The organism is Streptomyces sp. NPDC054863 (assembly GCF_053610825.1).
Map to the genome: position 1 here is coordinate 15,099 of NZ_JBSGZD010000039.1, position 25,909 is coordinate 41,007.

29 protein-coding genes and 1 riboswitch are annotated in these 25,909 nt (G+C 69.7%); of the genes, 13 read left to right on the forward strand and 16 right to left on the reverse strand.

Features of this window, described 5'->3' with window-relative positions; translation table 11 throughout:
• The first annotated feature begins 64 nt into the window (after positions 1–64).
• Both ACWGIG_RS10770 and ACWGIG_RS10775 read left to right on the forward strand, forming a co-directional pair.
• Entirely contained in the window at positions 65–394 is a 330-nt protein-coding gene (locus ACWGIG_RS10770) for a hypothetical protein (protein WP_453321193.1), read from the forward strand.
• Positions 391–783 carry a hypothetical protein gene (locus ACWGIG_RS10775; RefSeq protein WP_453321194.1) on the forward strand — a complete coding sequence of 131 codons (393 nt, stop codon included), beginning with the start codon at positions 391–393 and terminating at the stop codon, positions 781–783. The genes ACWGIG_RS10770 and ACWGIG_RS10775 overlap by 4 nt, the downstream gene beginning before the upstream one ends.
• On the opposite strand, the gene ACWGIG_RS10780 is transcribed toward ACWGIG_RS10775, so the two are convergent.
• Both ACWGIG_RS10780 and ACWGIG_RS10785 read right to left on the reverse strand, forming a co-directional pair.
• A complete protein-coding gene (locus tag ACWGIG_RS10780) occupies positions 780–1,226 on the reverse strand; it encodes a VOC family protein (protein WP_453321195.1) in 447 nt (148 codons plus the stop codon). The two genes, ACWGIG_RS10775 and ACWGIG_RS10780, sit on opposite strands and share 4 nt — an antisense overlap.
• A 245-nt stretch (positions 1,227–1,471) precedes the next feature.
• On the reverse strand, positions 1,472–2,089 hold the full coding sequence (locus ACWGIG_RS10785; RefSeq protein ID WP_453321196.1) for a LysE family translocator: 618 nt from the start codon (positions 2,087–2,089) through the stop codon (positions 1,472–1,474).
• Between the two features lie 111 nt (positions 2,090–2,200).
• On the opposite strand from ACWGIG_RS10785, the gene ACWGIG_RS10790 reads away from it, so the two are divergent.
• Positions 2,201–2,653 (forward strand): Lrp/AsnC family transcriptional regulator, encoded by a 453-nt coding sequence (locus ACWGIG_RS10790; RefSeq protein ID WP_453321197.1) that lies wholly within the window; start codon positions 2,201–2,203, stop codon positions 2,651–2,653.
• A gap of 61 nt (positions 2,654–2,714) precedes the next feature.
• Here the strand turns inward: ACWGIG_RS10790 and ACWGIG_RS10795 are convergent, their stop codons facing one another.
• Positions 2,715–3,290 carry a DUF1062 domain-containing protein gene (locus ACWGIG_RS10795; protein WP_453321198.1) on the reverse strand — a complete coding sequence of 192 codons (576 nt, stop codon included), beginning with the start codon at positions 3,288–3,290 and terminating at the stop codon, positions 2,715–2,717.
• 363 nt (positions 3,291–3,653) lie between these two features.
• On the opposite strand from ACWGIG_RS10795, the gene ACWGIG_RS10800 reads away from it, so the two are divergent.
• Positions 3,654–4,430 carry a DUF4232 domain-containing protein gene (locus ACWGIG_RS10800; RefSeq protein ID WP_453321199.1) on the forward strand — a complete coding sequence of 259 codons (777 nt, stop codon included), beginning with the start codon at positions 3,654–3,656 and terminating at the stop codon, positions 4,428–4,430.
• A 92-nt stretch (positions 4,431–4,522) separates the two neighbouring features.
• Here ACWGIG_RS10800 and ACWGIG_RS10805 read toward each other — a convergent pair whose 3' ends face one another.
• From ACWGIG_RS10805 to ACWGIG_RS10815, 3 genes are all read right to left on the reverse strand, one after another.
• Positions 4,523–5,695: a methyltransferase domain-containing protein gene (locus ACWGIG_RS10805; protein WP_453321200.1), complete on the reverse strand. Its 1,173-nt coding sequence runs from the start codon at positions 5,693–5,695 to the stop codon at positions 4,523–4,525.
• Positions 5,696–5,711: 16 nt separating this feature from the next.
• Positions 5,712–5,843 carry a hypothetical protein gene (locus ACWGIG_RS10810; protein ID WP_453321201.1) on the reverse strand — a complete coding sequence of 44 codons (132 nt, stop codon included), beginning with the start codon at positions 5,841–5,843 and terminating at the stop codon, positions 5,712–5,714.
• 554 nt (positions 5,844–6,397) lie between these two features.
• Complete coding sequence (locus tag ACWGIG_RS10815; protein ID WP_453321202.1) at positions 6,398–7,090, reverse strand: HAD family hydrolase; 693 nt, start codon at positions 7,088–7,090, stop codon at positions 6,398–6,400.
• Between the two features lie 77 nt (positions 7,091–7,167).
• Between ACWGIG_RS10815 and ACWGIG_RS10820 the strand changes: the two genes are divergently transcribed.
• Positions 7,168–7,926, forward strand: a complete 759-nt coding sequence (locus ACWGIG_RS10820) for an XRE family transcriptional regulator (protein ID WP_453321203.1) — start codon at positions 7,168–7,170, stop codon at positions 7,924–7,926.
• Complete coding sequence (locus ACWGIG_RS10825) at positions 7,913–8,380, forward strand: NUDIX hydrolase (protein ID WP_453321204.1); 468 nt, start codon at positions 7,913–7,915, stop codon at positions 8,378–8,380. The genes ACWGIG_RS10820 and ACWGIG_RS10825 overlap by 14 nt, the downstream gene beginning before the upstream one ends.
• On the opposite strand, the gene ACWGIG_RS10830 is transcribed toward ACWGIG_RS10825, so the two are convergent.
• On the reverse strand, positions 8,368–8,946 hold the full coding sequence (locus tag ACWGIG_RS10830; protein WP_453321205.1) for an HD domain-containing protein: 579 nt from the start codon (positions 8,944–8,946) through the stop codon (positions 8,368–8,370). The two genes, ACWGIG_RS10825 and ACWGIG_RS10830, sit on opposite strands and share 13 nt — an antisense overlap.
• A 346-nt stretch (positions 8,947–9,292) precedes the next feature.
• Here ACWGIG_RS10830 and ACWGIG_RS10835 point away from each other — a divergent pair, with 346 nt between their 5' ends.
• Positions 9,293–10,165 carry a hypothetical protein gene (locus ACWGIG_RS10835; RefSeq protein ID WP_453321206.1) on the forward strand — a complete coding sequence of 291 codons (873 nt, stop codon included), beginning with the start codon at positions 9,293–9,295 and terminating at the stop codon, positions 10,163–10,165.
• A 25-nt stretch (positions 10,166–10,190) separates the two neighbouring features.
• Here the strand turns inward: ACWGIG_RS10835 and ACWGIG_RS10840 are convergent, their stop codons facing one another.
• On the reverse strand, positions 10,191–10,406 hold the full coding sequence (locus ACWGIG_RS10840) for a hypothetical protein (protein ID WP_453321207.1): 216 nt from the start codon (positions 10,404–10,406) through the stop codon (positions 10,191–10,193).
• A 176-nt stretch (positions 10,407–10,582) separates the two neighbouring features.
• Between ACWGIG_RS10840 and ACWGIG_RS10845 the strand changes: the two genes are divergently transcribed.
• Complete coding sequence (locus ACWGIG_RS10845; RefSeq protein WP_453321220.1) at positions 10,583–11,848, forward strand: Cmx/CmrA family chloramphenicol efflux MFS transporter; 1,266 nt, start codon at positions 10,583–10,585, stop codon at positions 11,846–11,848.
• A gap of 55 nt (positions 11,849–11,903) precedes the next feature.
• Here ACWGIG_RS10845 and ACWGIG_RS10850 read toward each other — a convergent pair whose 3' ends face one another.
• From ACWGIG_RS10850 to ACWGIG_RS10860, 3 genes are all read right to left on the reverse strand, one after another.
• On the reverse strand, positions 11,904–12,893 hold the full coding sequence (locus ACWGIG_RS10850) for an SDR family NAD(P)-dependent oxidoreductase (RefSeq protein WP_453321208.1): 990 nt from the start codon (positions 12,891–12,893) through the stop codon (positions 11,904–11,906).
• A 69-nt stretch (positions 12,894–12,962) separates the two neighbouring features.
• A complete protein-coding gene (locus ACWGIG_RS10855; protein WP_453321209.1) occupies positions 12,963–13,235 on the reverse strand; it encodes a DUF4031 domain-containing protein in 273 nt (90 codons plus the stop codon).
• Complete coding sequence (locus ACWGIG_RS10860; RefSeq protein ID WP_453321210.1) at positions 13,232–13,585, reverse strand: hypothetical protein; 354 nt, start codon at positions 13,583–13,585, stop codon at positions 13,232–13,234. Before ACWGIG_RS10860 ends, ACWGIG_RS10855 begins: the two co-directional genes overlap by 4 nt.
• A gap of 230 nt (positions 13,586–13,815) precedes the next feature.
• On the opposite strand from ACWGIG_RS10860, the gene ACWGIG_RS10865 reads away from it, so the two are divergent.
• Genes ACWGIG_RS10865 through ACWGIG_RS10875 form a run of 3 tightly spaced genes read left to right on the forward strand, consistent with a single transcriptional unit; the run spans position 13,816 to position 17,165 of the window.
• Positions 13,816–14,679, forward strand: coding sequence for a MurR/RpiR family transcriptional regulator (locus ACWGIG_RS10865; protein ID WP_453321221.1), 864 nt, complete (start codon positions 13,816–13,818; stop codon positions 14,677–14,679).
• A 13-nt stretch (positions 14,680–14,692) separates the two neighbouring features.
• Positions 14,693–15,649, forward strand: a complete 957-nt coding sequence (gene murQ / locus ACWGIG_RS10870) for an N-acetylmuramic acid 6-phosphate etherase (protein WP_453321211.1) — start codon at positions 14,693–14,695, stop codon at positions 15,647–15,649.
• Between the two features lie 34 nt (positions 15,650–15,683).
• Positions 15,684–17,165, forward strand: a complete 1,482-nt coding sequence (locus ACWGIG_RS10875; protein WP_453321212.1) for a PTS transporter subunit EIIC — start codon at positions 15,684–15,686, stop codon at positions 17,163–17,165.
• An 83-nt stretch (positions 17,166–17,248) separates the two neighbouring features.
• Here the strand turns inward: ACWGIG_RS10875 and ACWGIG_RS10880 are convergent, their stop codons facing one another.
• The 5 genes from ACWGIG_RS10880 to thrC all read right to left on the reverse strand — a co-directional run bounded on the left by ACWGIG_RS10880 (position 17,249) and on the right by thrC (position 23,028).
• Entirely contained in the window at positions 17,249–18,670 is a 1,422-nt protein-coding gene (locus ACWGIG_RS10880; protein WP_453321213.1) for an alanine/glycine:cation symporter family protein, read from the reverse strand.
• A gap of 131 nt (positions 18,671–18,801) precedes the next feature.
• Positions 18,802–20,424 carry a chaperonin GroEL gene (gene groL / locus ACWGIG_RS10885; protein WP_453321214.1) on the reverse strand — a complete coding sequence of 541 codons (1,623 nt, stop codon included), beginning with the start codon at positions 20,422–20,424 and terminating at the stop codon, positions 18,802–18,804.
• Between the two features lie 346 nt (positions 20,425–20,770).
• Positions 20,771–20,974 (reverse strand): cold-shock protein, encoded by a 204-nt coding sequence (locus ACWGIG_RS10890; protein ID WP_005315736.1) that lies wholly within the window; start codon positions 20,972–20,974, stop codon positions 20,771–20,773.
• 424 nt (positions 20,975–21,398) lie between these two features.
• Positions 21,399–21,674, reverse strand: coding sequence for a MoaD/ThiS family protein (locus ACWGIG_RS10895; RefSeq protein WP_453321215.1), 276 nt, complete (start codon positions 21,672–21,674; stop codon positions 21,399–21,401).
• A 43-nt stretch (positions 21,675–21,717) separates the two neighbouring features.
• Positions 21,718–23,028 carry a threonine synthase gene (gene thrC / locus ACWGIG_RS10900; protein ID WP_453321216.1) on the reverse strand — a complete coding sequence of 437 codons (1,311 nt, stop codon included), beginning with the start codon at positions 23,026–23,028 and terminating at the stop codon, positions 21,718–21,720.
• A 14-nt stretch (positions 23,029–23,042) separates the two neighbouring features.
• Positions 23,043–23,170: riboswitch (SAM riboswitch) on the reverse strand.
• Between the two features lie 172 nt (positions 23,171–23,342).
• On the opposite strand from thrC, the gene ACWGIG_RS10905 reads away from it, so the two are divergent.
• Positions 23,343–24,290 (forward strand): glucosyl-3-phosphoglycerate synthase, encoded by a 948-nt coding sequence (locus ACWGIG_RS10905; RefSeq protein ID WP_453321217.1) that lies wholly within the window; start codon positions 23,343–23,345, stop codon positions 24,288–24,290.
• Between the two features lie 83 nt (positions 24,291–24,373).
• Entirely contained in the window at positions 24,374–25,789 is a 1,416-nt protein-coding gene (locus ACWGIG_RS10910; RefSeq protein ID WP_453321218.1) for an alpha,alpha-trehalose-phosphate synthase (UDP-forming), read from the forward strand.
• Positions 25,790–25,909 lie beyond the last annotated feature (120 nt).

Sequence of the window (25,909 nt, forward strand, 5' to 3'; positions counted from 1 at the left end):
ACAGACCGCTTAGGACCGGTCCGCCGGGGCTCCGCCGCAACAGCTTTCTAGGAGCTGAAACGACATGCGCGACTCTATCGCCCGAATCCTTGTGTGGGTCCTGCGGCTCCTGCTGCCCGCACACGGACGCCACCAGGCACACAACCGGCCCGAGCCCGCCCCCATGCCCGACGAGCCCGCAGTGAGTCCGTGGGCGCGACCGTGGACCGGCCCCACCAAAGAGGAAGCCGCCGCGTTCTTCCGCCGGCAAGCCGAGACGACCATGCCGCTTGCCCAAGTACAGAAGGAACGCCGGGCAGCGCTGGAGTTCACGGCGCTGGAGCATGACTACCCGTACAGCTACCCGGGTGCCCCGTTCCCCCGCTCTGCGTTCGCGGTGTCGGTGATCGCATGAGCACGGCAACCACGGGAGACCAGTGCGGAGCCCGCCGCCACGGATGGGAGCGCGGACCGGCCATCGGGATACACCGCATCCCGTGCGTCCTTCCCGAGCACCACCAGGGCGACCACGCCAACGCCTTTGCACAGAAGTGGACCAGCACCAGCACCGAGACGACCGACACCGACGGGGACGAGCACATGACGCGCGAGTGGCTGAACGGAACCCTTCCCGAGCCGACTCCGGTGCTCTGCATCGGCTGCGAGCGCCACACCACGGCCCCCGTAATCGTCCGGTGCATACAGAGCACCAGCGGCCCCGGAACGACGCTGTACGCCTGCCCGACGTGCGCGCCGAAGCTCACCCCGGGGCCGACCCCGGACGACTTCCGGCCCCGTAGCTAGACGAGCCCAAAAGCAGAAAGCCCCGTACGGCTCCGGTGCCGTACGGGGTTCCCCGGTTCTGTAGAACTCTCTGTTCTCCAGAACTGGTAGTCAGGTGTGTTGGGGTCGGCGAACACGACCCACCCGCCCCCGTCCGGCTTCCGCCGGTCGTCCAGGACCTTCGCGCCGAGTGCCACGTACCGCTCCACCTCGTCGTCCCGCCGCCCGTCCGGCTGGAGGCACAGATGGACCGGGTTCTTGCCGGTCTTCCCGGCTCCGCCCGGCTGCCGCTCGGGGACCTCCGCGAAGAACAGGTGGATGCCACCCGGCATCATGACCCGCGCCGTCGAGTCCCCAGGCCGGTCCGCCTCGTCCATCGGATGCCCGACCACCCGGCTCCAGAACTCCGCCAGCCGGTACGCATCCCCACAGTCGAAGTTGACGTTGAACACAGACGCGCTCATCAACCCTCAGCTCCCCCATCGCCACAGTGGCGAACAGCCTTGCACAGAAGGCGAGTTCTACGTGAAGACGGGGCGCGCCCGGCCGGGGCCCGGCCGATGAGGGTCCCCTTCGGACGGACCACGCAGAACGCGTTCCCCGCCGGATCGGCCAGGACCGTCCACGACTCGTTGCCGCTCTGCCCGACGCCCGTCACCGGCATGAAGCAGATGCCCCCGGCGCCGTCTCGTCCGGCCCTCGGGGCGGGTCAGCCGGCCAGGCTCTCCACCAGCAAGAAGACGCCGATGGCGATCATCATGACACCGCTGACGCGGGTGACGGCCCGGGCGGCCGACGGCCTGGTCGTCAGGACCGTACGGGCGAGGACGCCGACGGCGAGGTAGACGACGGCGCACGCGGTCAGGTGCATGGTGCTGAGCAGACCGGTCTGCGCGGCAACCGGCCAGCCGTATCCGGTGTCGATGAACTGCGGAAACAGGGAGAAGTACAGCAGCAGCGCCTTCGGGTTCAGGCCGCTGATCCCGAACCCCTTGAGCATGACCTGCATGCGGGAAGTGTCCGCGCTCTCCCCGGCAGCCGCCGGTACCGCGGACTGCCTCAGCACGCCCCACCCCAGCCACAGCAGATATCCGGCACCTGCCACGGTGAGAGCGGTGAGCACGGCCGGCGAGCTCGCCACGATCACCGCCAGACCCGCGACGGCCACCAGCGCGTAAGCCGCATGTCCGGCGACCAGCCCCGTGACGGCGGGCGCGACCGAGCGCCCCCGCAGTCCGGCGGAGATCGCATAGGCCCAGTCCGCGCCGGGGGTGAACACCAGCAGCAGATCCACTGCCAGGAATGCCGCCAGCGTCGTCGTATCCATCGATCGTTCCCTCTCGCACTTCTTGATCCAGAGGGAAGGCTAGGTCGGATATGCCCGAAGGTGTTTGCGTCTTTACCCCATGATCGCGAGATTTGAGGGAGGATCTTCTCCATGGATGCCCTGGACCGGAAGATTCTTACCGAGCTGCAGTTGGACGGCCGTCTGACGATCACCGAGCTTGCCGCGCGCGTACAGCTCAGCGTCTCTCCCTGTCACCGCAGGCTGCGTGACCTCGAACGCGAAGGTGCGATCCGCGGTTATCAGGCAGTCATCGACCCGGCAGCCGTCGGCCTGAACTTCGAGGCCCTCGTCTTCGTCACCCTGCGCTGGGAGGCCCCCGACACCGTCGCCGCCTTCGAATCGGCCGTCGCCGACATCCCGCACGTGCTCCAGGCCCAGCGCCTCTTCGGCGAACCCGACTACCTTCTGCGCGTCGCCACCGCCGATCTGGTCGCCTTCCAGCAGTTGTACGACCAGCAGCTCGCCCGGCTGCCCGGGGTCCAGCGCCTGACCTCCACCCTCGTCATGAAGAACGTGATCGACACCCGGCCGCTGCCCGCGTAACCGGCCGGGAGGGGAGGGCCTGCCCCGCAATCTCGCCGAACAGGCCTTCCCCCGTACCCACTTACCGCTTGAGCATGAAGGCGAAGTCGCCGGAGGTCTTGCCGCTCAGACGGACCGCCGAGACGAGCTTCCCCTCGGCGAGTAGTCTCCCGACCTCGGCCCGCGAAAGGCCGAAGCCCTCGGCGATCAGCCGCACCGGCCGGACCGGAATCCGCGCCGCGAAACGGACCGAGACCTCGACCGCCTCACCCTCCGACGCCTCCCCCTCCGACTCCGCATCCACCTGATCCGATCCGCCGGTGTCGAGACGCCAGGCATCGGCCCAGTCCAGAGCGATGCGATTACGGCGCCGCAGGACCGGATCCTGGAGCAACTCACCTGTCAGACCAAGGTCGTTGTCGTGCAGCAGGTCCAGGAACTCAGGGCGTACGGACCGTACGTTGACCCGCTCCAGGACAGTGATCCTGGTGGTGTCGCCGCACGAGGTGCACAGCGCGAGGAGCCAGGCGTCGATGAGCTTGTGATGGGCGTTGACGCGGAATTTGCCGTGTGCCCGGAAGCGCTCGGAGGCGCACCTGTGGCAACGGCGGAGAACAACGGGCAGGCGGGTGGGAACGACCACCCAGGTTTTAGACATGGAAATACACCGGTTCCAGTGAGAAGACCGCAGCGAAAAGGAGCACGGCGCGCATGCGCGACGCGCGACGAATCAGCGCTCGGGGTGTCTCACTTGGTGTACAACGGCACGTCCTCAACAGCAGGGGGGACAGGTCGACCTGGTGCGGGAGCACGTTAGCGGCGCGGGGCAGCGCGGCTCCACCGGTTTTCGGGACGGTGGCTTTCGGGGCGGGCCGGGACCCGCGCGAATGTGCCCTCCTCCCCCACCGCAGGTACGCCGAAGCAGCACCATTCGCTTACACGGATGCTGCAACCACTCCCGGTGCGCTGTTGTCTTAGCCGTACGTAGCCAAACGATCAACAATCCACACCAGGGAAGTCCATGCGCCTGCGCACCGCCCCACTCGCCGCCGCTCTCCTCGCAGCCGGCCTCGGCCTCACGGCCTGCAGCAACAGCTCCGACACAGGAGCGGGTACGGGTACGGGCGCGAGCGCGAACAGCAGCGCTCCGGCTCCCGCACAGCCCGGCTCCGACAACGGCACGAACGACAACCCCGACAGCCCCGGTAGCGACAAGAGCAGGTCCAAGACCAAACCCAAGGGCAAGAACAAGGGCATCGCCGCCTCCACCCACTGCACCACCGCCGGCCTCGCCTTCGCCGTCGCCCCCGGCAGCGGCGCCCAGGAGGTCAACTCCCAGGGCGACATCACCCTCACCCTCACCAACAAGGGCACCGCCCCCTGCTCCCTCAACGGCTACCCGGGCGTCGACCTGGTAGCCGCCCCGACCGGTACCAGCGACGGCACCTGGTCACTGGGCCGCGAGACCGCGAAGAAGCCGCAGCACGTGACGCTGAAGCCGGGCGCCGAAAGCTCCTTCACGATCACCTACCTCCCCTACTCCGCGGAGGGCAACAGCAAAGACGCCGAGTTCAAGGTCTCGAAGATCGTGATCACCCCGCCGGGCGAGACCCACAGCACCTCGCTGCCGTGGACGTTCCAGCCGGTGCTGCTCCAGGACGGGGCAACGCACCCGGGGACGTACGTGGGCCCGGTCGAACCCAGCAGCAGCGCCGGCGAGAAGCCGACGACGGCCCGTCCCCCCGCCCACCACAAGCCGTCCCCCGCGAAGCGGAAGACCCGCTCGACCCACCGGTAACCCAGGCTCTCCGTACCCCCTCTCAGGAATGTCTCACTTACACGTTTCAGTGAGACATTTTTCGAACCCCTACCTTGGGTGGGCGGGGGGGATCAGCCGAGTAGGGGTACGAGGCGGTCCGGGGTGTCCAGCCACGGTGTGTGGGTGCCGTCGGGGGTCACCGTGAGGCCGAAGCGTTCCGGGCCGGGGCTGCCCGCATTGCGCCACCAGTCGTAGGCGGCTTCGACGGTGTCCCACAGGAAGCGGGGGCCGTGCTGCCACACGGTGAACCGTTCCGAGCTCTTCCCGTCCCAGTCCACTGCCGCCCATGATTCGGCATTGGTGGTGGCCAGCCAGAGGCGGGTTTCGACGCCTTCCACGTCGGGGTCCTCGTGCCAGGCCCGCCACACCCGCCGGAGTTGGAGGCCGATGGCGAACTGGGCGGCCCAGTCGTCCCCGGCGACCGCCCCGGGAGCAAGCCGGGTGAAGGATTCGGCCGGCTCGTGGCCGTCACGGACGACGTCCCGGTAGATCTTCAGGTCGGTGCGCTGGCCGCGCATCAGCATGAACGCCGAGTGCGGGGAGAAGAAGCCCGACGCCGCCCCGTGCCCGTCCACGGTCAGCCGCAACAGTCCGTAACAGAGCCACGGCGACTCCCACGGCAGCAGGATCACCCCGCCCGGTTTCGTCTGGGCGATCCATGCCGGGGGCACCGAGCGCACCGAGCAGGTGGCCAGGACCCGGTCGTACGGTCCGCCCGCTTCGTCCCCGAAGGCCCCGTCACCGCAGATGAGTTGCGGCTCCAGGCCGAGCCCATGGAGACGCCGTGCCGCTTGCGCGGACAGCACCGGGTCGACTTCGACCGTGGTCACCAGGTCCGCGCCGAGGCGGTGCGCGAGGAGGCCCGCGTTCCACCCGGTGCCCGTGCCGATCTCCAACACCTTCTGGCCGGGCCGTACGTCGAGCATGTCGAGCATGCGGAAGACGATCGAGGGAGCCGACGCCGAGCACGACGCCCAGCGGTCATCAGCCCCCGCCTCCTGGCCGTCGTTGATCTGCGTGACCACCGAGGTGTCCGCGTACGCGTGCCGCAGCCAGGTCTCCGGCGCCGTACCGCGCGAGCACTCGACAAGGTCGTCACCCGCCCACACCGTGGCGGGGAGGAAGCAGTGCCGCGGCACCGCCCAGTAGGCACTTTCCCAGGCCGGGGCCATCGCGGCCCCGAGGTTCTCGTTCACCGAGGCGAGCAGGCCGCGCATGGCGGCCCGCTCCTCTGCTCCGATCATGGCCATTCCCTCGCGCCTACTTCCCCTTGTGCTTCGGCTCGGGCTTCGGCTTCGCCGTGTCGGAGGACGGCTTGCTCGACCCCGGATCCTTGGCACCCGAATGCTTGCCGTCACCCCCGCCGCCACCCTTGCCGGTTCCCCATCCCATTGCGGTCTCCTTCGATTCTTGGTGATCGTTGCGAACTCTGCGACGGGCCGGGGCTGTGGAGGTCACGAGCCCCGCCCCGCGCACCGGTCGCACCGGCACGGCGGCCAGACACCGGTCTCCAACGGCGTAAGCGTGTCCGTGCTGCGGACCACCTGGGTCGCAGACCACGTCCGCCCGCCGTCGCGGGATACGCGCAGCACCATCAACGGGTAGACATTCATTGGTGGTTCATCCCTCACGCCGGACTCCCGTGCGGATGATTGCGAAGTTCGACGTCCGCGTCAGTCGCCGCCGAGTAATCGTGTGCGGCGCAGGCGCGCTCCCGCTGTTGTACGAGTGCCGCGCAGACGCCACATCCATTGACGGGCGTCGGCAATTCCAGCGGCAGTGCCAGGTGGACAGGCGGGCTCATCGTGGTCGATGACTGCTGCATGCCGGCTGCTCCTCTCCTCGACCGCCGGGTCGATGGCGGCGATGAGGTGAGCGTGCGGCACGGGCAGGGGACGCCGTAACCGCGCCACGGGACGCTTCGGGGACGTCCCGGGACGTTTTGACTAGGCGCCGTTCCGATCGTACAAGTAGTGCATCAAGGTGGGGAGTTCGAGCAGGTCGGGCAGCACGGTCTCGGCCCCCGCGTGCCGCAGGTCCTCAGCACTGTCCGTACCGGAAGCCACGGCCACCACACCCGAGCCCGAGGCCAAAGCAGCCTCGACGTCCCGGGGGGTGTCCCCGACAAGCACGACGGGCGTACGGGACGGCAGGTCGTACGCCGCGAGTACGCGCTGCCGGGCACAGCCCACGAGGTCCGCCCGGTTCTCCGAGTCGGCCCCGTAGCCGCCCACCGCCATGTCCAGCAGCGCATCCAGCCCGAAGGCCCCGAGCTTCACACGAGCATTGGCCGCAATGTTTCCCGTCAGCACGGACGACACGATCCCGCGCTCGGCCGCAACAGCCTTCAACGCCGCACGCGCACCTGGCAGTTCATGCCCACGCGTACGCAGGTCTGTCTCCCGTCCGGCTCCCGCCCTTTCCAGCGCCGGGAGCACGCACTCCCAGGTCGGCGGCTCTGCGTCGTGGTCGCGGAACATGTCCGCGAGAATCCTGCGATCCGTACGCCCCTCGGTCCGGGCAGGCCGAAGCGGAGGCTTCCCTGCCAACTCCGTATACGCAGCGGAGTAGATCTCTTTGCTGACGCCCGCGTTCTCGATGAGCGTGTGGTCGATGTCCCAGAGCACGATGAGTGGCACCGGTCCACCCTAAGCAGAGACGGCAGACCGCCTGGTGGCCTTGTGGCGCAGGCAGTCAGCCCGCTTGGATACTCATTGTGAACACGCAACTTCGGGACGCACTTGTCCGAAGCGGGCTGACTGCCGAGGGCCTGGCGTCCGCTTGCTCGGTCGACCCCAAGACGGTGGACCGGTGGCTTTCGGGGAGGGTCCCGCACCGACGTCACCGATGGGCGGTGGCATGCCGACTGGGCACCGAGGAGTCGGAACTGTGGCCCCGGCGTGCGGGCAACAACGACCTCGGCCCCGAAATGGTCGCTGTCTACCCGAACCGGGCCAGCGTCCCGCGCGAGCTGTGGCTCTCCCTCCTCCTCGATGCCACGCGCCAGATCGACGTCCTGGTCTTCTCCGGAACCTTCTTTGCCCAGACCAATCCGTCGATCGCCAGGATGCTGCGTGCACGCGCGCAGGACGGGGTTCGGGTGCGGCTCTGCTTCGGCGATCCCGACGGCCGTGCCATCGCGCTCCGAGGTCAGGAAGAGGGCATCGGCGACAGCCTGGCCGGGAAGGTCCGAGCCTCGCTGACGTATTACCGCGAACTCCTCGGCGTACCGGGCTGCGAAGTCCGCCTCCACGACACCACCCTCTACAACTCGCTCTTCCGCTACGACGACCACCTGCTGGTAAACCCGCACGTCTGGGGGCAACCGGCCAGCGCCAACCCATTGATGCAGCTCGAACGCAGCGGTGAGGAAGGATGGTTCGGAGGTTACGAAACCAGCTTCACCGCCGTGTGGAGCACCGCACACCCCTGGACCCCTGAACGTCAGGAGCAGAATTTCCGTGGGCAGGACTGAGTACTACGAGGACCCCATGGCCCCCAGGGCCAACACCCTGATCCCTGCCAGCAACCTCCTGGTCGTCGACGACCAGGGAGCCGTCCTGCTGCAACGACGACGCGACACCGGCCAGTGGGCGCTGCCCGGCGGAGCCCAGGACATCGGAGAGAGCCCTGCCCAGTGCGCCGTGCGGGAGTGCCAGGAGGAAACCGGCATCCTCGCCGAGATCACCGGCTTCCTCGGGGTCTACTCCAACCCCGCGCACATCGTCGCGTACACCGACGGCGAGATCCGTCAGCAGTACGAGGCCACCTACATCGGCCGCCCCATCGGCGGCGTTCCCACCATCAACGACGAAGCGGATGGCGTCCGGTGGGCTCTGCCCGACGACCTCACCCGTCTCGACATCCATGTCAGCATGCGTGAACAGATCGACCACTATCTGACCGGGAAATACCCTTACCTGGGGTGAGCGGGCCCCTCCGTGGCAGCAGCCAGACGGGACTCCACCCGAGCCACGCACGTGTGCAACTCCGGCGCTGCGCGCCGGATGAACCGGCCAACCACGCTGTCGTCCCCGTACCGGCCCCGAATCTCGGCCACCCGCTGCACCGAAGTGGTCGGCCGCCCGTCAGGTGTCGTGGTCACGTCGCAGTAGACCAGCGCGTCGATGAGGAACGGCTGCTCCAGCAATGGGAATTCGGCTTCCAACTCCTCGCGCAGCCCACGCTCTTCTGCCTCCCACAGAGCGAAGGTATGGTTCGCCACCAGCCGCACAAGCCGCTCATCGGCCCCGTGCGCCACACGCAGATGACGCGCACCGTCCAGCGGATGAAACCCGGTAGCGGCGATGGACGGCGCATATCCCACGTCGTGCAGTACAGCCGCAGCCCTCAACAGCTCCGCATCCGCCCCCAGCACATGAGCCAGCCCCGCAGCCCGCTCCGCCACCCCCTGCGAATGCGCCCACCGCCGAGGCAACGCCTCAGCCAGCAGACCCTCGGCAAGCCCAAACGCCCATGCGACGCCATGTTCCATGAAGAGAAAGTGCCCGACCAGCTACTGGTCACGCCTGATTCCCAGCGGGTGCTTTCACCTCGGCCGACGGGAGGAGACTCAAGACTCGATGGTCGAGATGCTTTCTCTGAGGAATGGGTGGTCGGGTCTTACCCGACCACCCACCCCGGTCGCGGGCGCGTGCGTGCGCGGGCCTGCGCGAGCGCTCAACTTGCCGCAGTGGCAAGTGAGATGACTTTTCGTGACCGTGTCGCGACCATGCGTGGTGAGCGTGTACCGTGCGTCACAACAGAACGACCCCCATGCGGTGCTACCAACACCACACAGGGGTCTGACCACCGAGATCGAAACCGAGAAGGCGATCCCCATGGCTGTTCAGCAGCTTAGTCCTGCCCCCCACGCGCCCGCGCACCCGATGGCCGGTCCCGGCTTCGGGAAGCAGTCCGCGCCCGACCAACAACCGCGCAGCGCAGCGGACTTCGGGCATCTGAACGTGCGGGAAGCCGCCATCGCCGGTTACGTCGACCGGTTGCCGGACGGCTCCGACATCAGCATCAAGACCCTCTCCCGCGAGATCCCCGCCTACGGACAGCAGGCCGTCGCCTCCGCCCTCCGCAAGCTCTCCGCCGCCGGCCACCTGCGGCGATTCCGCGAACCCCTCTGCGGCGCGGACGACACCGTCCGCTGGGTGCAGCGCACGTACTTCTCCCGCACTCAGCGACCCGACGCCTGGTGGCAGTCCATGGTGCGCGGCGAGAGCACGGAAGAGGACACGCCCCAAGGCGAGGAAGTGGAAGAGCGTGCCTACCGGGCCATGGCCCAACTGGCCCATCAAGTACCCCAGTTGACCTTGTCGGAGAACGCGTGCCGCGAGCTCGCCCCCTACGCCGCCGAGTGGCTCCGGCGCGGGGCCTCCGAGGACCGGCTGCTGCGCGGGATCGGGCAGATCGTGCCGAAGGTCGTGCACAGCCCGTTCGCGTTCGTGCAGGCCAAGCTGATCAGGGAGCTGCCGCCCGAGCTGCCCGCGCCGCGGCAGGGCGTACGGATCATGGAGTGCAGCGAGTGCGGCGTGCCCGGGGAGCCCGCCACGCTGCCCGGCGGGCTCTGCCGACCCTGCCGCAGCCAGCCGTACGTACCCGAGGAGCGCGGACTGGCCGCCGATGTCGTACGGGGGAAGGCCGCGCGCATCCGGTACGACATGCGGGAGCAGGAGCGGGAGCGCGAAAGCGCGCAGCACTGAGCGGGGGCGCTGGGTGAGGGGCCGCTCAGCCCCCGCCCCCCGCGCGGATCACCGCCGCCAGCCGCTGCGCCGTCGCCACGTCGCACCGGCCCAGGTCGATGAGGGGGACGGGGACGTCGCGGGCGCAGGACGCCGAGTCCAGGGTGAGGGAGGGGAGGTTCAGACCGGCGGCGATCAGCGCCTCGCGGAGGGCGTGGATCGCTTCTTCGGCCACTCGGATGTCGAGCTCTTCGGTAGGCATGATCCATATCTCTACCGTCCGTACCGTGCTTATGCATCAGGAGAGTTGAAAGCCTCGCCAAGTGCACCAAATCGTCGCACGTCAGAGCGGGAATGGGCGGGTTCGGCGGCTTGTTGAAGGCGGATATGCCTCCCTCTGATCAGGCGCGTCAGTCGCCTCCGCGCGCCCGCGCCCGTATGCCCCTTGCCGTCTACATGCTCGGCCTCGCCGTCTTCGCCCTCGGCACGAGCGAGTTCATGCTGTCGGGGCTGCTGCCGCCGATCGCGCGGGACATGGACGTGTCCATTCCGCAGGCGGGCCTGCTGATATCCGCCTTCGCGATCGGGATGGTCATCGGGGCTCCGCTGCTGGCGGTGGCCACCCTGCGGCTTCCTCGCCGCACCACCCTCATCGCGCTGATCACCGTCTTCGGGCTCGGGCAGGTGGCGGGGGCACTGGCACCTTCGTACGAGCTGCTGTTCGCCTCCCGTGTGGTGAGCGCCTTCGCGTGCGCCGGGTTCTGGGCGGTCGGGGCGGCCGTCGCGATCGCGATGGTGGACGTGGGCTCGCGGGCCAGGGCGATGGCCGTGATGATCGGCGGGCTCAGCATCGCCAACGTGCTCGGCGTCCCGGCCGGTGCCTTCCTGGGCGAGAGCCTCGGCTGGCGCTCCGCCTTCTGGGCGGTCGGCGCCGCCTCCGCCGTCGCCCTGGTGGGCGTGGTCACCCTCATCCCCCGCATCCCCGTCCCCGACGAGAAGCCGCAGCTGAAGCGGGAGTTGAGCATCTACCGGGACCGGCAGGTACTGATCTCCGTCGCCGTCACCGCCCTCGCCGCCGGTGGCGTCTTCTGCGCGTTCAGCTATCTGTCGCCGCTGCTGACGGACGTGGCGGGACTGGACTCGAAGTGGGTGCCGTGGGTGCTCGGCCTGTTCGGGGTCGGGGCGCTCGTCGGGACGACCGTGGGCGGCATGATCGCGGACGCGCGGCCGTTCGGGGTGCTGATCGGCGGGATCAGTACCTCCACCGTGCTGCTGGCGGCCCTGGCGCTCTTCGGCGGGACGGCGGCGGTCGCGATCGCCCTCTCCTTCGCCCTCGGCTTCTCGGCCTTCTTCACCGCCCCGGCGCTCAACGCCCGGATGTTCAACGTGGCGGGCGCCGCGCCGACGCTGGCCGGCGCGACGACCACCGCCGCGTTCAACCTCGGCAACACGGGCGGACCCGCGCTCGGCGGCACGGTCATCGACGCCGGGTGGGGATTCTCCGCCACGGCGTGGGCCGGGGCCTCCATGACGGTGGTCGCGGTGGGCCTCGTACTCCTGTCGCTGCGCTGGCAGCGCTCGGACGCGAAGCACTCCCGGCTGGTGGCGAGCTCGGCCGACTCCGGGACCGGGGCCGGGAGCGGGAACGGGACCGCGGCGACGGGCGAGGTCGCCGCGGAGAGCGTCCGCTCCTCCTCCCACTAGCCCGAGGGCCACTAGCCCGAGGGGCCACGGGCCGGTGGGGCCCGGGCCAGTGGGACTAGCCGGTGCCGGTGGCGAAGCCCGCGCCGGTACCGAACCCGGTTCCGAACCCGGTTCCGGTCAGCTCCTCGCTCGCCTCCCACAGCCGCGCGGCGACAGCGGTGTCGGTGAGGTGGCTCCACACCGGTTCGCGCCGGGGCCTGCCCCGCAGGCCAAAGACGCGCGGTCCCCACAGCTGCCCGCCGCGCACGTCCGGGTCGAGCACCGCCCGGACCGCGGGCCACGCACCGGCGTCCTTGCCCTGGACGAGGAGGGCGGCCGGTGCCGCGCGGAGCCGCGCACCGGCGGTCCGCACATGGACCGGCGGGCGCGACGGAGTGAGCGGGTCCAGCGCACCGCCGGGGTGGACCACGACGCTCGCCACCGCACTGTGGGCGGCGCGCAGACGCCGGTCGAGTTCGAGGCCGAAGTACATCTGGGCCAGTTTGGAGCGTCCGTAAGTGCGCTTGGGGCGGTAGTCCTGCCGGGACTGCAGATCGTCCGGGTCGAGCCGCTCCGACTTCGCCGCGAAGCTGCCCACGGTCACGGTGCGGGCCGCCGGTGCGGCCGACAGCAGCGGCATCAGCAGCCGGGTCAGCGCGAAGTGCCCCAGGTGGTTCGTACCGAACATGCGTTCATGGCCGTCCCCGGTCTCCTCGCGGGGCGGGTCGTCGAGCGCGACACCGGCGTTGAGGACCACCGCGTCGAGATGTGCCACCTCCCGCTCCAGCGATTCCACCGCAGGTCCGAGCGAGGCGAGGTCGGCGAGGTCCAGCCGTACGGACAGCACCCGCGCGCCCGGTACGCGTGAACGGATCGAGGCCCCGGCAGCCTCCGCCTTCGCGGGACTGCGGCCGGCCAGCACGACGGTGGCTCCGGTCGCGGACAGCTGCTCGGCGACGAAGTACCCGATGCCCGCGTTGCCGCCGGTGACCAGGAAGACACGGCCCTCGGCACGCGGCAGCCGGTGAACGTCCCAGGGCGGGGAGGAGTACGTGGATGACGACATGCGTCCAACGTGCCAGCCCCCACCGACACCTCACCGATCAATCCCCGACAGACGCCGACCGGCGCTGCCTCACTCGCCCCCGTAACCGTGCTTGCGGCGCCGCAGCCCCGCCGCCGTGATCCGCCGCACCAGCTCCTTGCTGCCGATCTCCAGCGCGCCCGCCGCGACCGCGTCCGCGTACCGCCCCTCCGGCACGTCGTAGTGGTCGCGCTCGAAGGCGCGGGGCGGGCAGCCGATGCCCGCCGCGAAGGCGTGGAGTTCGTCGTACGACACGTCGCTGACCAGGTGGGACCAGAGGCGGCCGTGGCCCGGCCAGGTCGGCGGGTCTATGTAGATCGTCATGCGGGCGGCAGCTTTCCGACGGGGGCGACGGCGACGACGGCCTTGGTACAGACCCAGTGCGGGTCGGGGCCGAGTTCGGGCTCGACCTCCAGGGCGTGCGGGTCGCCTTCGTGGCAGACGGAGCACAGCGGCCAGCGGCCGTACTTCTCCAGGAGGGCGTCCTGTACGTCCTGGGCGATCAGGCCCGCGACGAAATCGGCCCCCTCCGGCCACTGCTCGACCCACCACCGGCGGTGGGTCACCGCGTCCTCCACGAGGGACACGACGTCCGCGTCGGCGACGTCGCGGGCGGCGAGGTCGGCCATGACGAGCGCGCGGGCGGTGTGCAGGGACTGTTCGAGGGGGTCCATGAGGCAATTGTCGCGCGGGTCGAAGGGGGTGACCAAAGTCCCACCGCTCCCGGGACCTCCGGACCGTTGACGAACCCCCTCCCTGAAAATATCTTTCAGAGGTGAGCGATGCACTGAAGAAAAGTTCCAGCAGGTCGGCCCCGGCCACGCCGGCCGCCTCCGCCGCCCCGGCCCCGGCCGCCTCCGCCGCCCCGGCCCCGGCCGCCTCCGCCGCCCCGGCCCCGGCCGCCCTGGCCGCCAAGGTCCGCACCCTCGCCCCCTCCATGACCCGCTCCATGCAGCGCGTCGCCGAGGCCGTGGCGAGCGACCCCGCCGGGTGCGCCGCGCTCACCGTCACCGGACTCGCCGAACTCACCGGGACCAGTGAAGCCACCGTCGTACGGACCTCGCGCCTCCTCGGCTACCCCGGCTACCGCGACCTCCGCCTCGCCCTCGCCGGACTCGCCGCCCACCAGCAGTCCGGGCGCGCCCCCGCCGTCACCGCCGACATCGCCGTCGACGACCCGATCGCCGACGTCGTCGCCAAGCTCGCGCACGACGAGCAGCAGACCCTCGCCGACACCGCCGCCGGTCTGGACACCGTCCAGCTCGGCGCCGCGGTCAACGCGTTGGCCCAGGCCCGCCGCGTCGAGATCTACGGCGCCGGTGCCTCCGCCCTCGTCGGCATGGACCTCGCACAGAAGCTCCTGCGGATCGGACTGTTCGCCCACGCACACAGCGACCCGCACCTCGCCGTGACCAACGCCGTACTGCTGCGCGCCGGTGACGTCGCCATCGCCATCACCCACTCCGGGTCGACCGGCGACACCATCGAGCCGCTGCGGGTCGCCTTCGAGCACGGTGCGACGACCCTCGCGATCACCGGCCGCCCCGGCGGGCCCGTCGCCCAGTACGCCGACCACGTCCTCACCACCTCCACGGCCCGCGAGAGCGAACTGCGACCGGCCGCCATGTCGAGCCGTACCAGCCAACTCCTCGTCGTGGACTGCCTGTTCGTGGGCGTCGCCCAGCGTACGTACGACACGGCGGGCCCCGCACTCGCCGCCTCGTACGAGGCACTCGCCCACCGCCACGACCCCCGCACCACCCGATAAGGACCCCTCCCCCATGACCAGCACCCCCACCGACAACACCGCCTCCCCCTACGGCGAGCTGCGCGCCCAGCTCGACACCCTCACCACCGAGGCGTTCCGCCCCGAGCTCGCCGAGATCGACCAGCTGTCCACCCCGGAGCTGGCCGCCCTGATGAACAGCGAGGACGCGACCGTCCCTGCGGCCGTCGCCGCGCAACTGCCGCAGATCGCCGCCGCCATCGACGGGATCGCGGAGCGGATGGCGCGCGGCGGCCGGCTGATCTACGCGGGCGCCGGTACGGCAGGGCGCCTCGGCGTCCTGGACGCCTCCGAGTGCCCGCCCACCTTCAACACCGACCCGAGCGAGGTCGTCGGCCTCATCGCGGGCGGCCCCTCCGCCATGGTCAAGGCGGTGGAGGGCGCCGAGGACAGCAAGGAGCTGGCCGCCGCCGACCTCGACGCGCTCAAGGTCGACGCGAACGACAGCGTCATCGGCATCTCCGCCTCCGGCCGCACCCCGTACGCCATCGGCGCCGTCGAGCACGCCCGCAGGCGGGGAGCCCTCACCGTCGGCCTCTCCTGCAACGCGGACAGCGCCCTCGCTGCCGCCGCCGAGCACGGCATCGAGGTCGTCGTCGGACCCGAACTCCTCACCGGATCAACGAGGTTGAAGTCCGGCACCGCCCAGAAACTCGTCCTCAACATGATTTCGACGCTCGTCATGATCCGCCTCGGCAAGACGTACGGAAACCTGATGGTCGACGTCCGCGCCTCCAACGAGAAGCTGCGCGCCCGCTCCCGCCGCATCGTCTCCCTCGCCACCGGCGCCGGTGACACCGAGATCGAGGCCGCCCTCACGGCCGCCGACGGAGAGGTCAAGAACGCCATCCTGATCCTCATCGGCGACGTCGACGGCCCCACGGCGAAGACCCTGCTCGACGAAGAGCACGGGCACCTGCGCGCGGCCCTCAGGTCCGCGCACCAGAAGTAACCCCCCTCCCCCGCACAGCAAGGCACCACGCACCATGAGCACCGACACCCCTGAGAACAAGAACCGCGCCACTGCCGCCGCGATCCTTCCGCTCGTCGGCGGCGCGGACAACGTCACTTCGGTCGTCCACTGCATGACCCGCCTCCGGCTGGGCCTGCGCGACCGTACGCGCGTCCAGGACGACGCGCTCAAGGCGTTGCCCGCAGTCATGGGCGTGGTCGAGGACGACACGTACCAGATCGTCCTCGGGCCCGGCACGGTCGCCCGCGTCACCCCCGAGTTCGAGGCCCTCGTCGAAGAGGGCAGGACCTCCGCCGCGCACGCGCCGACCGCCGAGGAACTGGCCGCCGAGGGCGCCGCCCTCAAGGCCGCCCGGAAGGCCAAGAACGCCACCCCGTTCAAGCTCTTCCTGCGCCGCATCGCCAACATCTTCGTCCCCCTGATCCCCGCCCTCATCGGCTGCGGCATCATCGCGGGCCTCAACGGCCTGCTGATCAACCTGGGTTGGCTGCCCGCCGTCACCCCGGCGCTCGCCGCCATCGCGTCCGGCTTCATGGCGCTCATCGCGGTCTTCGTCGGCTTCAACACCGCGAAGGAGTTCGGCGGTACGCCCATCCTGGGCGGGGCCGTGGCCGCGATCATCGTCTTCCCCGGCGTCGCGAAGATCGACGCGTTCGGCCAGATCCTCTCCCCCGGCCAGGGCGGTGTGCTCGGCGCACTCGCCGCGGCCGTCCTCGCCGTACACATCGAGAAGTGGTGCCGTCGCTGGGTGCCCGAATCCCTCGACGTCCTCGTCACACCCACCCTCACCGTGCTGCTCTCCGGCCTGGTCACCATCTTCGGCCTGATGTTCGTCGCCGGTGAGATCTCCACCGCCATCGGTACGGGCGCGGACTGGCTCCTCGACCACACCGGCGCCTTCGCGGGCCTGGTCCTCGGCGGTCTCTTCCTCCCGCTCGTCATGCTCGGCCTGCACCAGGCGCTCATCCCCATCCACACCACCCTCATCGAGCAGCAGGGCTTCACCGTCCTGCTGCCGATCCTGGCGATGGCGGGCGCGGGTCAGGTCGGCTGCGCGGCGGCCGTCTTCCTGCGCCTCAAGAACAACCACTCGATCCGCAACACCATCAAGTCCGCCCTCCCGGCAGGCATCCTGGGCGTCGGCGAGCCCCTCATCTACGGCGTCTCGCTCCCCCTCGGCCGCCCGTTCATCACGGCGTGCGCGGGCGGCGCGGCGGGCGGCGCGTTCGTCGGGCTCTTCTCGATGCTCGGCGACAAGGTCGGCTCGACGGCCATCGGCCCGTCCGGCTGGGCCCTCTTCCCGCTCCTCCAGGGCAACCACGGCCTCGGCACGACGATCGCCGTCTACGCGGGCGGCCTCCTCATCGGCTACATCGTCGGCTTCGCCGCCACGTACTACTTCGGCTTCACGAAGACGATGCTGTCGGAGCTGAACACTCCGGCGGCGGAGACGGCTGCGGACCCGGCGGAGCCGAAGACGCCGGTCGGGGTCTAGTCCGTACGTGCGGGTGCGTGGTGGCTGGCCGCGCCCACGCGGCGGAGCCGCAAATCCAACAGAGCCCCGCGCCCCTAAGGGCGCTACCGCTGCCAGCAGTCCACGTCCCGCAGCTCCGGCATCCGGTCCCGTACGAACACCGGGTCGATGCCCGTCCTGCGCTGCGCGCGGTAGTCCTCAAGGAGCCGGAACGCGATGCCCGACAGCGGGATGATCGCCACCATGTTCACCAGCGCCATGAACCCCATGAAGATGTCGGCGAGGTTCCACACGATGGACACCGACCCGAGCGCCCCCAGGAAGACGACCGTCAGCACCAGCGCCCGGTAGACCGGCAGCACCCACTTCTTCTCGTCCCCGGTGATGAACTCGATGTTGGACTGCCCGTAGTAGTAGTTCCCCATCATCGAGCTGAACGCCAGCATGAAGACGACCACCGTCAGGACGTGCCCGGCCCAGCCGCCCAGCGACGACGTCAGTGCGTTCTGCGTGAGGTCCGCGCCCTGCCTGGCCCCCGCCAGCTCCGGGTTGGTCGTCAGGATGATGAACGCGGTGATGGTGCAGATCAGGATCGTGTCGAAGAAGACGCCCAGCGCCTGCACGAGGCCCTGCTTGACGGGGTGCGAGACCTCCGCCGCCGCGCCCGCGTTCGGCGAGGACCCGAGGCCCGCCTCGTTCGAGAACATCCCGCGCCGGATGCCCTGCTGGATCGCCGTGCCGATCGCCCCGCCCGCCACCTCCCGGAACCCGAAGGCGCTGCCCACGATGTCCGCCAGCACCCGCGGCAGATCGGTGATGTTGAGGACGACCACGGCCACGCCCAGGAAGAGGTACAACAGCGCCATCACCGGCACCAGCACCTGCGTCACGCTGCTGATGCGCCGTACCCCGCCGAAGACCACCAGACCGAGCAGCACCGCCAGCGCCACCCCGATGACCGGCTCCCGCCACGAGGCCGCACCGCCGAAGGACCCGCCGACGACCGAGACGATCGTGTTGGCCTGCACCGCGTTGAAGACGAACCCGAAGGTGACCGTGATCGTCACCGCGAACAGCACGCCCAGCCACCGCTTCCCCAGCCCGCGCTGCATGTAGTACGCGGGCCCGCCCCGGTACGTACCGTCGTGGTCGCGCACCTTGTACAGCTGCGCCAGCGCCGACTCGACGAAGGCCGAAGCCGCACCGACCGTCGCCATCACCCACATCCAGAACACCGCGCCGGGCCCGCCGAGCGTGATCGCGGCGGCCACCCCCGCGATGTTCCCCGTCCCGACCCGCGCCGCCGCCGAGATCGTGAAGGCGCCGAACGACGAGACGGCCTTGCGGCCCTGCGCGTCCGGCAGCGCCTTGTCGCCGAGCACCCGGATCATCTCGGGGAACATCCGCACCTGGACGGCCCTCGACCGGACCGTGAAGTACAGCCCCGCGCCGATCACCAGCGGGATGAGCAGGTAACTCCAGAAGGCGTCGTTGATGTCGACGATCACTGAGTCCAGGGAGTCCATGCGCTTCAGCTTGTGACGACCGGCCCCGGCCGGCCACCTGGGAACGCCCAGCCGGGAACGCCACCGGGGCGGCACCCCCGAAGGGATACCGCCCCGGTGGGCGTACGTACTGCTACCAGCGAGAGGGGGACTTAGAAGTCCATGTCCCCGCCCGGCATGCCACCCGGGGCGGCAGCGCCGGCCTTCTCGGGCTTGTCGGCGATGACGGCCTCGGTGGTGAGGAACAGCGCGGCGATCGACGCGGCGTTCTGGAGGGCGGAGCGCGTGACCTTCGCCGGGTCCAGGATGCCCTCGGCGATCATGTCGACGTACTCACCCGTCGCGGCGTTCAGGCCGTGACCGATGGGCAGGTTGCGGACCTTCTCCACGACGACGCCACCCTCAAGACCACCGTTGACGGCGATCTGCTTGAGCGGGGCCTCCAGCGCGAGCTTGACGGCGTTGGCGCCGGTCGCCTCGTCGCCCGTGAGCTCCAGCTTGTCGAAGACGGCCGAGGCCTGGAGGAGGGCGACGCCACCACCGGCGACGATGCCCTCTTCGACGGCGGCCTTCGCGTTGCGAACGGCGTCCTCGATGCGGTGCTTGCGCTCCTTGAGCTCGACCTCGGTGGCGGCACCGGCCTTGATGACGGCCACGCCGCCGGCCAGCTTCGCCAGGCGCTCCTGGAGCTTCTCGCGGTCGTAGTCCGAGTCGCTGTTCTCGATCTCGGCGCGGATCTGGTTGACGCGACCGGCAACCTGCTCGCTCTCGCCCGCACCGTCGACGATGGTCGTCTCGTCCTTGGTGATGACGACCTTGCGGGCGCGGCCGAGCAGGTCGAGACCGGCGTTCTCCAGCTTGAGGCCGACCTCCTCGGAGATGACCGTGCCGCCCGTGAGGATGGCGATGTCGTTCAGCATGGCCTTGCGGCGGTCGCCGAAGCCCGGGGCCTTGACGGCGACGGACTTGAACGTGCCACGGATCTTGTTGACGACGAGGGTGGAGAGCGCCTCGCCCTCGACGTCCTCGGCGATGATCAGCAGCGGCTTGCCGGACTGCATGACCTTCTCCAGCAGCGGAAGGAGGTCCTTCACGTTGCCGATCTTGCTGTTGACGATGAGGATGTACGGGTCGTCCAGCGCGGACTCCATACGCTCCATGTCGGTCGCGAAGTACGCCGAGATGTAGCCCTTGTCGAAGCGCATGCCCTCGGTGAGCTCAAGCTCCAGGCCGAAGGTCTGCGACTCCTCGACCGTGATGACGCCTTCCTTGCCGACCTTGTCCATCGCCTCGGCGATGAGCTCGCCGATCTGGGTGTCGGCGGCGGAGATGGAGGCCGTCGAAGCGATCTGCTCCTTGGTCTCGACATCCTTCGCCTGCTCCAGGAGCGCGGCGGAGACGGCCTCGACGGCCTTCTCGATGCCACGCTTCAGGGCCATCGGGTTGGCACCGGCGGCAACGTTGCGCAGGCCCTCACGAACCAGCGCCTGCGCGAGGACGGTCGCGGTCGTCGTACCGTCACCGGCGACGTCGTCCGTCTTCTTCGCGACCTCCTTGACGAGCTCGGCGCCGATCTTCTCGTACGGGTCCTCCAGCTCGATTTCCTTCGCGATGGAGACACCGTCGTTGGTGATCGTGGGGGCGCCCCACTTCTTCTCAAGGACGACGTTGCGGCCCTTGGGGCCAAGGGTGACCTTGACGGCGTCGGCGAGCTGGTTCATGCCACGCTCGAGGCCGCGCCGGGCCTCCTCGTCGAACGCGATGATCTTGGCCATGTGAAGTGGTCCTCCCAGGACGGGGTGGATTTCTCCGGACCGGTGGTCGGTGCCCGCGACGGACGGCCCGAGAATGCGGAGGATTCCTTACCCCCGCACCCTTCGGACCTCACCTACCTGGTCCAAGTTTCTGTCACTCTCACTGGGAGAGTGCTAACGCCAATGATTAGCACTCGACCCCTGCGAGTGCAAGCGGCTACCACAGATCCTGGCGGGAACAGCACGCCGTGGGCCGGATGCCGGGCGTCCGGCGCCGGACGCACCAAGGGCCCGTACCCCTTGTGACGAGGTACGAGCCCTGAGCGCGTGAGTATCGGTAGTGCGTCTGTGGCCGATCGCGCCGAGATCAGACGGCGAGCTTGACCATGTCCGCCTGCGGACCCTTCTGGCCCTGCGAGATCTCGAACTCGACTCGCTGACCCTCTTCAAGGGTGCGGTAGCCGTCCATCTGGATCGCGCTGTAGTGGACGAAAACATCCGCACCACCGTCGACCGCGATGAAGCCGTACCCCTTCTCCGCGTTGAACCACTTGACGGTGCCCTGAGCCATGCCTAACTCCCCTATTACTGGCCCTTGCGCGGGACCGCACTTCGCGGCCCCGGGTCAGACCCCACCCGCCGACAGGAACGCGGTAGGTGTGCGCCGAAGCGCGTCGACCGCGGCTGAATGTATCCGCCCAACTGCCCTCTGCAACAGGTCAATCGGACGAGAATTCTGCGCACGCCTGAACGCCCGGATCGGTCAACTACCGTGATTCCAGGGCAAGTCGGGCCGGACATAGTGTGCGCATCGGCGGCAAAAGGCTCGCGGGCGCGGCCCGCATCTTCTCTCGTTCTCATATGCGCGGGGCACAGGCGGAGAGCGGGGCTTCCCCTACTCTACCTCTTTCAACCATAGAGAATTGCCCCCTCCGCTTGTGAGCGGAGAGGGCAACTTGGGTGAACGGGAGGGCGGTTGACCGCCCCTCGCGGGATCAGCCGCCCGCGACGGCCGGGATGATCGAGACGCCCGCGCCGTCCGGCGTGGCCGTCTGGAGGCCGCTCTCGAAGCGCACGTCGTCGTCGTTCACGTACACGTTCACGAAGCGGCGCAGCTTGCCCTGGTCGTCCAGGACGCGGGCGGCGATGCCGGTGTGGTTCTTCTCCAGGTCGGCGATGACCTCGGACAGGGTGGCGCCCTCGGCGGTGACCTCGGACTCGCCGCCGGTGTACGTGCGGAGGATGGTGGGGATGCGGACCTTGACGCTCATGGTGTTCAGCCTTCCGTTGCGTACGTCGTACGGGTCGAGGGTGTCAGCGGGCCAGGCCGGCGTCGCGGAACGCGTCCAGGCTCGGCCGGATGGTCGCGGAGGGGCCCGTGGTCGGGGCCACCGCGTCCAGCGTCTTGAGACCGTCTCCCGTGTTGAGCACGACCGTGGTGAGCGTCGGGTCCAGCAGACCGGCCTCGATGAGCTTCTGCGTGACGCCGACGGTCACGCCGCCCGCGGTCTCCGCGAAGATGCCCTCGGTGCGGGCCAGGAGCTTGATCGCGTCGACGACCTGCTCGTCGTTCACGTCCTCGACGGCGCCGCCCGTACGGCGGGCGATGTCCAGGACGTACGGGCCGTCCGCCGGGTTGCCGATGGCCAGCGACTTGGCGATGGTGTTCGGCTTCTGCGGCTTCACGACGTCGTGACCGGCCTTGTACGCGGTGGAGACCGGCGAGCAGCCCTCCGCCTGGGCGCCGAAGATCTTGTACGGCCTGTCCTCGACGAGGCCGAGCCTGATCAGCTCCTGCAACCCCTTGTCGATCTTCGTGAGCTGCGAGCCCGAGGCGATCGGGATGACGATCTGGTCCGGCAGCCGCCAGCCGAGCTGCTCGCAGATCTCGTACGCGAGGGTCTTGGAACCCTCGCCGTAGTACGGGCGCAGGTTGACGTTGACGAAGCCCCAGCCCTCGCCGAGCGGGTCGCCGATGAGCTCGGAGCAGAAGCGGTTCACGTCGTCGTAGTTGCCCTCGATGCCGACGAGCTCGCCCCCGTACACGGCGGCCATGACGACCTTGCCCTGCTCCAGGTCGTGCGGGATGAACACGCAGGAGCGGAAGCCGGCCCGCGCGGCGGCGGCGCCGACCGCGCCGGCCAGGTTGCCGGTGGAGGAGCAGGAGAGCGTCGTGAAGCCGAAGGCACGGGCGGCCTCGACGGCGATGGCGACGACGCGGTCCTTGAAGGAGTGCGTCGGGTTGCCGGAGTCGTCCTTGACGTACAGACCGCCGGTGACGCCGAGCTCACGGGCCAGGTTGTCCGCCTTGACCAGCTTCGTGAAGCCGGGGTTCAGGCTGGGCTTGGTGGCCACGTCGGCGGGGACGGGCAGCAGCGGGGCGTAGCGCCAGATGTTCTCCGGGCCGGCCTCGATGCGCTTGCGCAGCTCCTCGGGGCTTCCGGTCGGGAGGTCGTACGCCACTTCCAGCGGGCCGAAACACAGCTGGCAGGCGAAGATCGGGCCGAGCTCGAAGCGCTCCCCGCACTCGCGGCAGGAGAGGGCGGCGGCGGGGCCGAGGTCTACGGGAGTGGTGTTCCGAGCGGCTTCGGCGGCCCGAGTGGCTTCGGTGGTCTGCACAGCCATGATGGCGAGGTCCTTCCTCATCTTCCCCGCGACGGCTTTCGCCACGAGACGGAATTGGCACCTTCCCGACCTGACCTCGCGGTCGTTCGGGGGGTTGCCGGGACTTCAACGGGCCGTTTCCCTCTGTCCCTCTGGATGAGCGCTATGACTCCGGGTGCCGTGCGTACGGCCCGGGTGTTTGTGTGCGTACAGACCCCGACATGCGACGGTCGTCCGCGTTGTTCAAGACTGTAACCGAACCCCCGGACGGGCGTGCCAGCCGTCCGGACCGCGAGATAGATCACAGATGTCTCCAGGACTGAGGAGTGACGGGCGTGCTGGAAGAGGTGGAGCGCTGGCTGAGCACGCGGTCCTGGACCGCCGCCGACCGCCCGCTGGAGCAGCTGCTCGCCGCCAAGGCCGCCCGTGGCCAGACCGTCAGCGTCGTCCTGCCCGCCCTGAACGAGGAGGCGACGGTCGGCCGCATCGTCGACACGATCCGCCGGGACCTGATGGGCCCCGGCGCACCCCTGGTGGACGAACTGGTGGTGATCGATTCCGGCTCGACCGACCACACGGCGAAGGAGGCCGCGGAGGCGGGCGCCCGGGTGGTGCACCGGGACGAGATCCTGCCGCGCGTTCCGGCCGTGCCCGGCAAGGGCGAGGTGCTCTGGCGGTCGCTCCTGGTGACCACGGGCGACGTCGTCTGCTTCGTGGACGCGGACCTGAAGGACTTCGACGCGTCGTTCGTGTCGGGCATCGTCGGCCCGCTGCTCACCGACCCCGGCGTGCACTTCGTGAAGGCGACGTACGACCGCCCGCTGGACGGGGCAGCCGGTCAGGGCGGCCGGGTCACCGAGCTGATGGCCCGCCCCCTCCTCAATCTCCACTGGCCCCAACTGGCCGGATTCGTACAGCCGTTGGGCGGGGAGTACGCGGTCCGCCGCTCCCTCCTGGAGCGGCTGCCCTTCCCCGTCGGATACGGGGTCGAGCTCGGCCTGCTCATCGACTCGCTCCACACGGTCGGGCTCGACGCGCTCGCCCAGGTGGACGTGGGCGTGCGCATCCACCGCCACCAGGACGGCCAGGCCCTGGGCCGGATGGCCGCCGCGATCTACCGCACGGCCCAGCTCCGGCTCTCCCGGGGCCATCTGATCCGCCCCGCACTCACCCAGTTCGAGCGCGTCGGCACCGCCTTCGTCCCCCGTACACACCCTGTGGACACGGAGGAGCGCCCGCCGATGCGGGAGATCGCGGAGTACGCGGAGCGGCACGCGGCCTGAATCGGCGGACCGCCGCCCGAATCATCGGCATGCCGCCCCGTACGCACGTTTGAGGGGATCGCGGACCGGCTAGGTTTCGCCACATGGCTTCCCAGTACGACCCTCCGCGGTCCCCCGCCGCCGCCCAGGTCCTCGTCGCGTCGAACCGCGGCCCGGTGACGTACGCCCTGGGCGACGACGGGGAGCTGACCGCCAAGCGCGGCGGCGGCGGCCTGGTCTCCGGGCTCTCCGCGATCGGCCCGGACGCGGACGCGCTGTGGGTGTGCTCCGCACTCGGCGAAGGAGACCGGGAGGCGGTGCGCCGCGGGGTCGGCGAGCCGGGTGTCCGCATGCTCGACATCGACGCGGACACGCACACGGCCGCGTACAACGGCATCTCGAACTCGGTCCTGTGGTTCGTCCACCACCTGCTCTACCAGACCCCGGTGGAGCCCGTCTTCGACGCGGAGTTCCGGCGCCGGTGGGCTGCGTACGAGGCCTACAACCTGGCCTTCGCCGAGGCCCTGGCCCAGTCGGCGGCCCCGAACGCCACCGTCCTCGTCCAGGACTACCACCTCTGCCTCGTCCCCGGGATGCTCCGCGCGCTCCGCCCCGACCTGCGCATCGGCCACTTCTCGCACACCCCGTGGGCCCCGGTCGACTACTTCCGGCTGCTTCCCGACGACATCGCCGAGCAGCTCCTGCGGGGCATTCTCGGCGCGGACCGGGCGGCCTTCCTCACCCGCCGCTGGGCGGACGCGTTCACGGCGTGCGCGCTGGAGATCCTCGGCGAGGAGGCCCTCGACGGCAAGCGGATCGGCGTCCACGGCCTCGGCGCCGACGCTGACTTCCTGCGCGAGCGCGCACACCGGCCGGACGTCGAGGAACGTCTGACCTCCCTCCGCGAGCAGGTCGGAGGCACCGACCGCCGCACGATCGTCCGCGTCGACCGCACCGAGCTCTCCAAGAACATCGTGCGCGGCCTCCTCGCGTACGCACACCTCCTGGACACCCGCCCCGAATGGCGGACCCGCGTCGTGCACATCGCCTTCGCCTACCCCTCCCGCCAGGACCTGGCCGTCTACCGCGACTACACGGAGTCGGTGCAGCGCATCGCCGACGACATCAACTCCGAGTACGGGACGCCCACCTGGACCCCGGTGGTCCTGCACGTCAAGGACGACTTCGCCCGCTCGCTCGCCGCGTACCGGCTCGCCGACGTCGCCCTGGTCAACCCGATCCGCGACGGCATGAATCTGGTCGCGAAGGAGATCCCGGTGGTCTCGGACGAGGGCTGCGCGCTGGTCCTGTCCCGGGAGGCGGGCGCGTACGAGGAACTCGGCGCCGACGCGATCGTCGTCAACCCGTACGACGTGACGGGCACGGCCGACGCGCTCCACGAGGCGCTGACGATGGAACCGGCGGAGCGCGCGGAACGCACGAAGCGCCTGGCCGCGGCTGCGACGGCACTGCCCCCGCAGCAGTGGTTCCTGGAACAGCTGGAGGCCCTGCGCGGCTGAGCCCGCTGCCCCGGGCACGCCGAAGGCCCGGGACTCTCGCGAGTCCCGGGCCTTCGGATCCTGCACAGTAGCGGGGACAGGATTTGAACCTGCGACCTCTGGGTTATGAGCCCAGCGAGC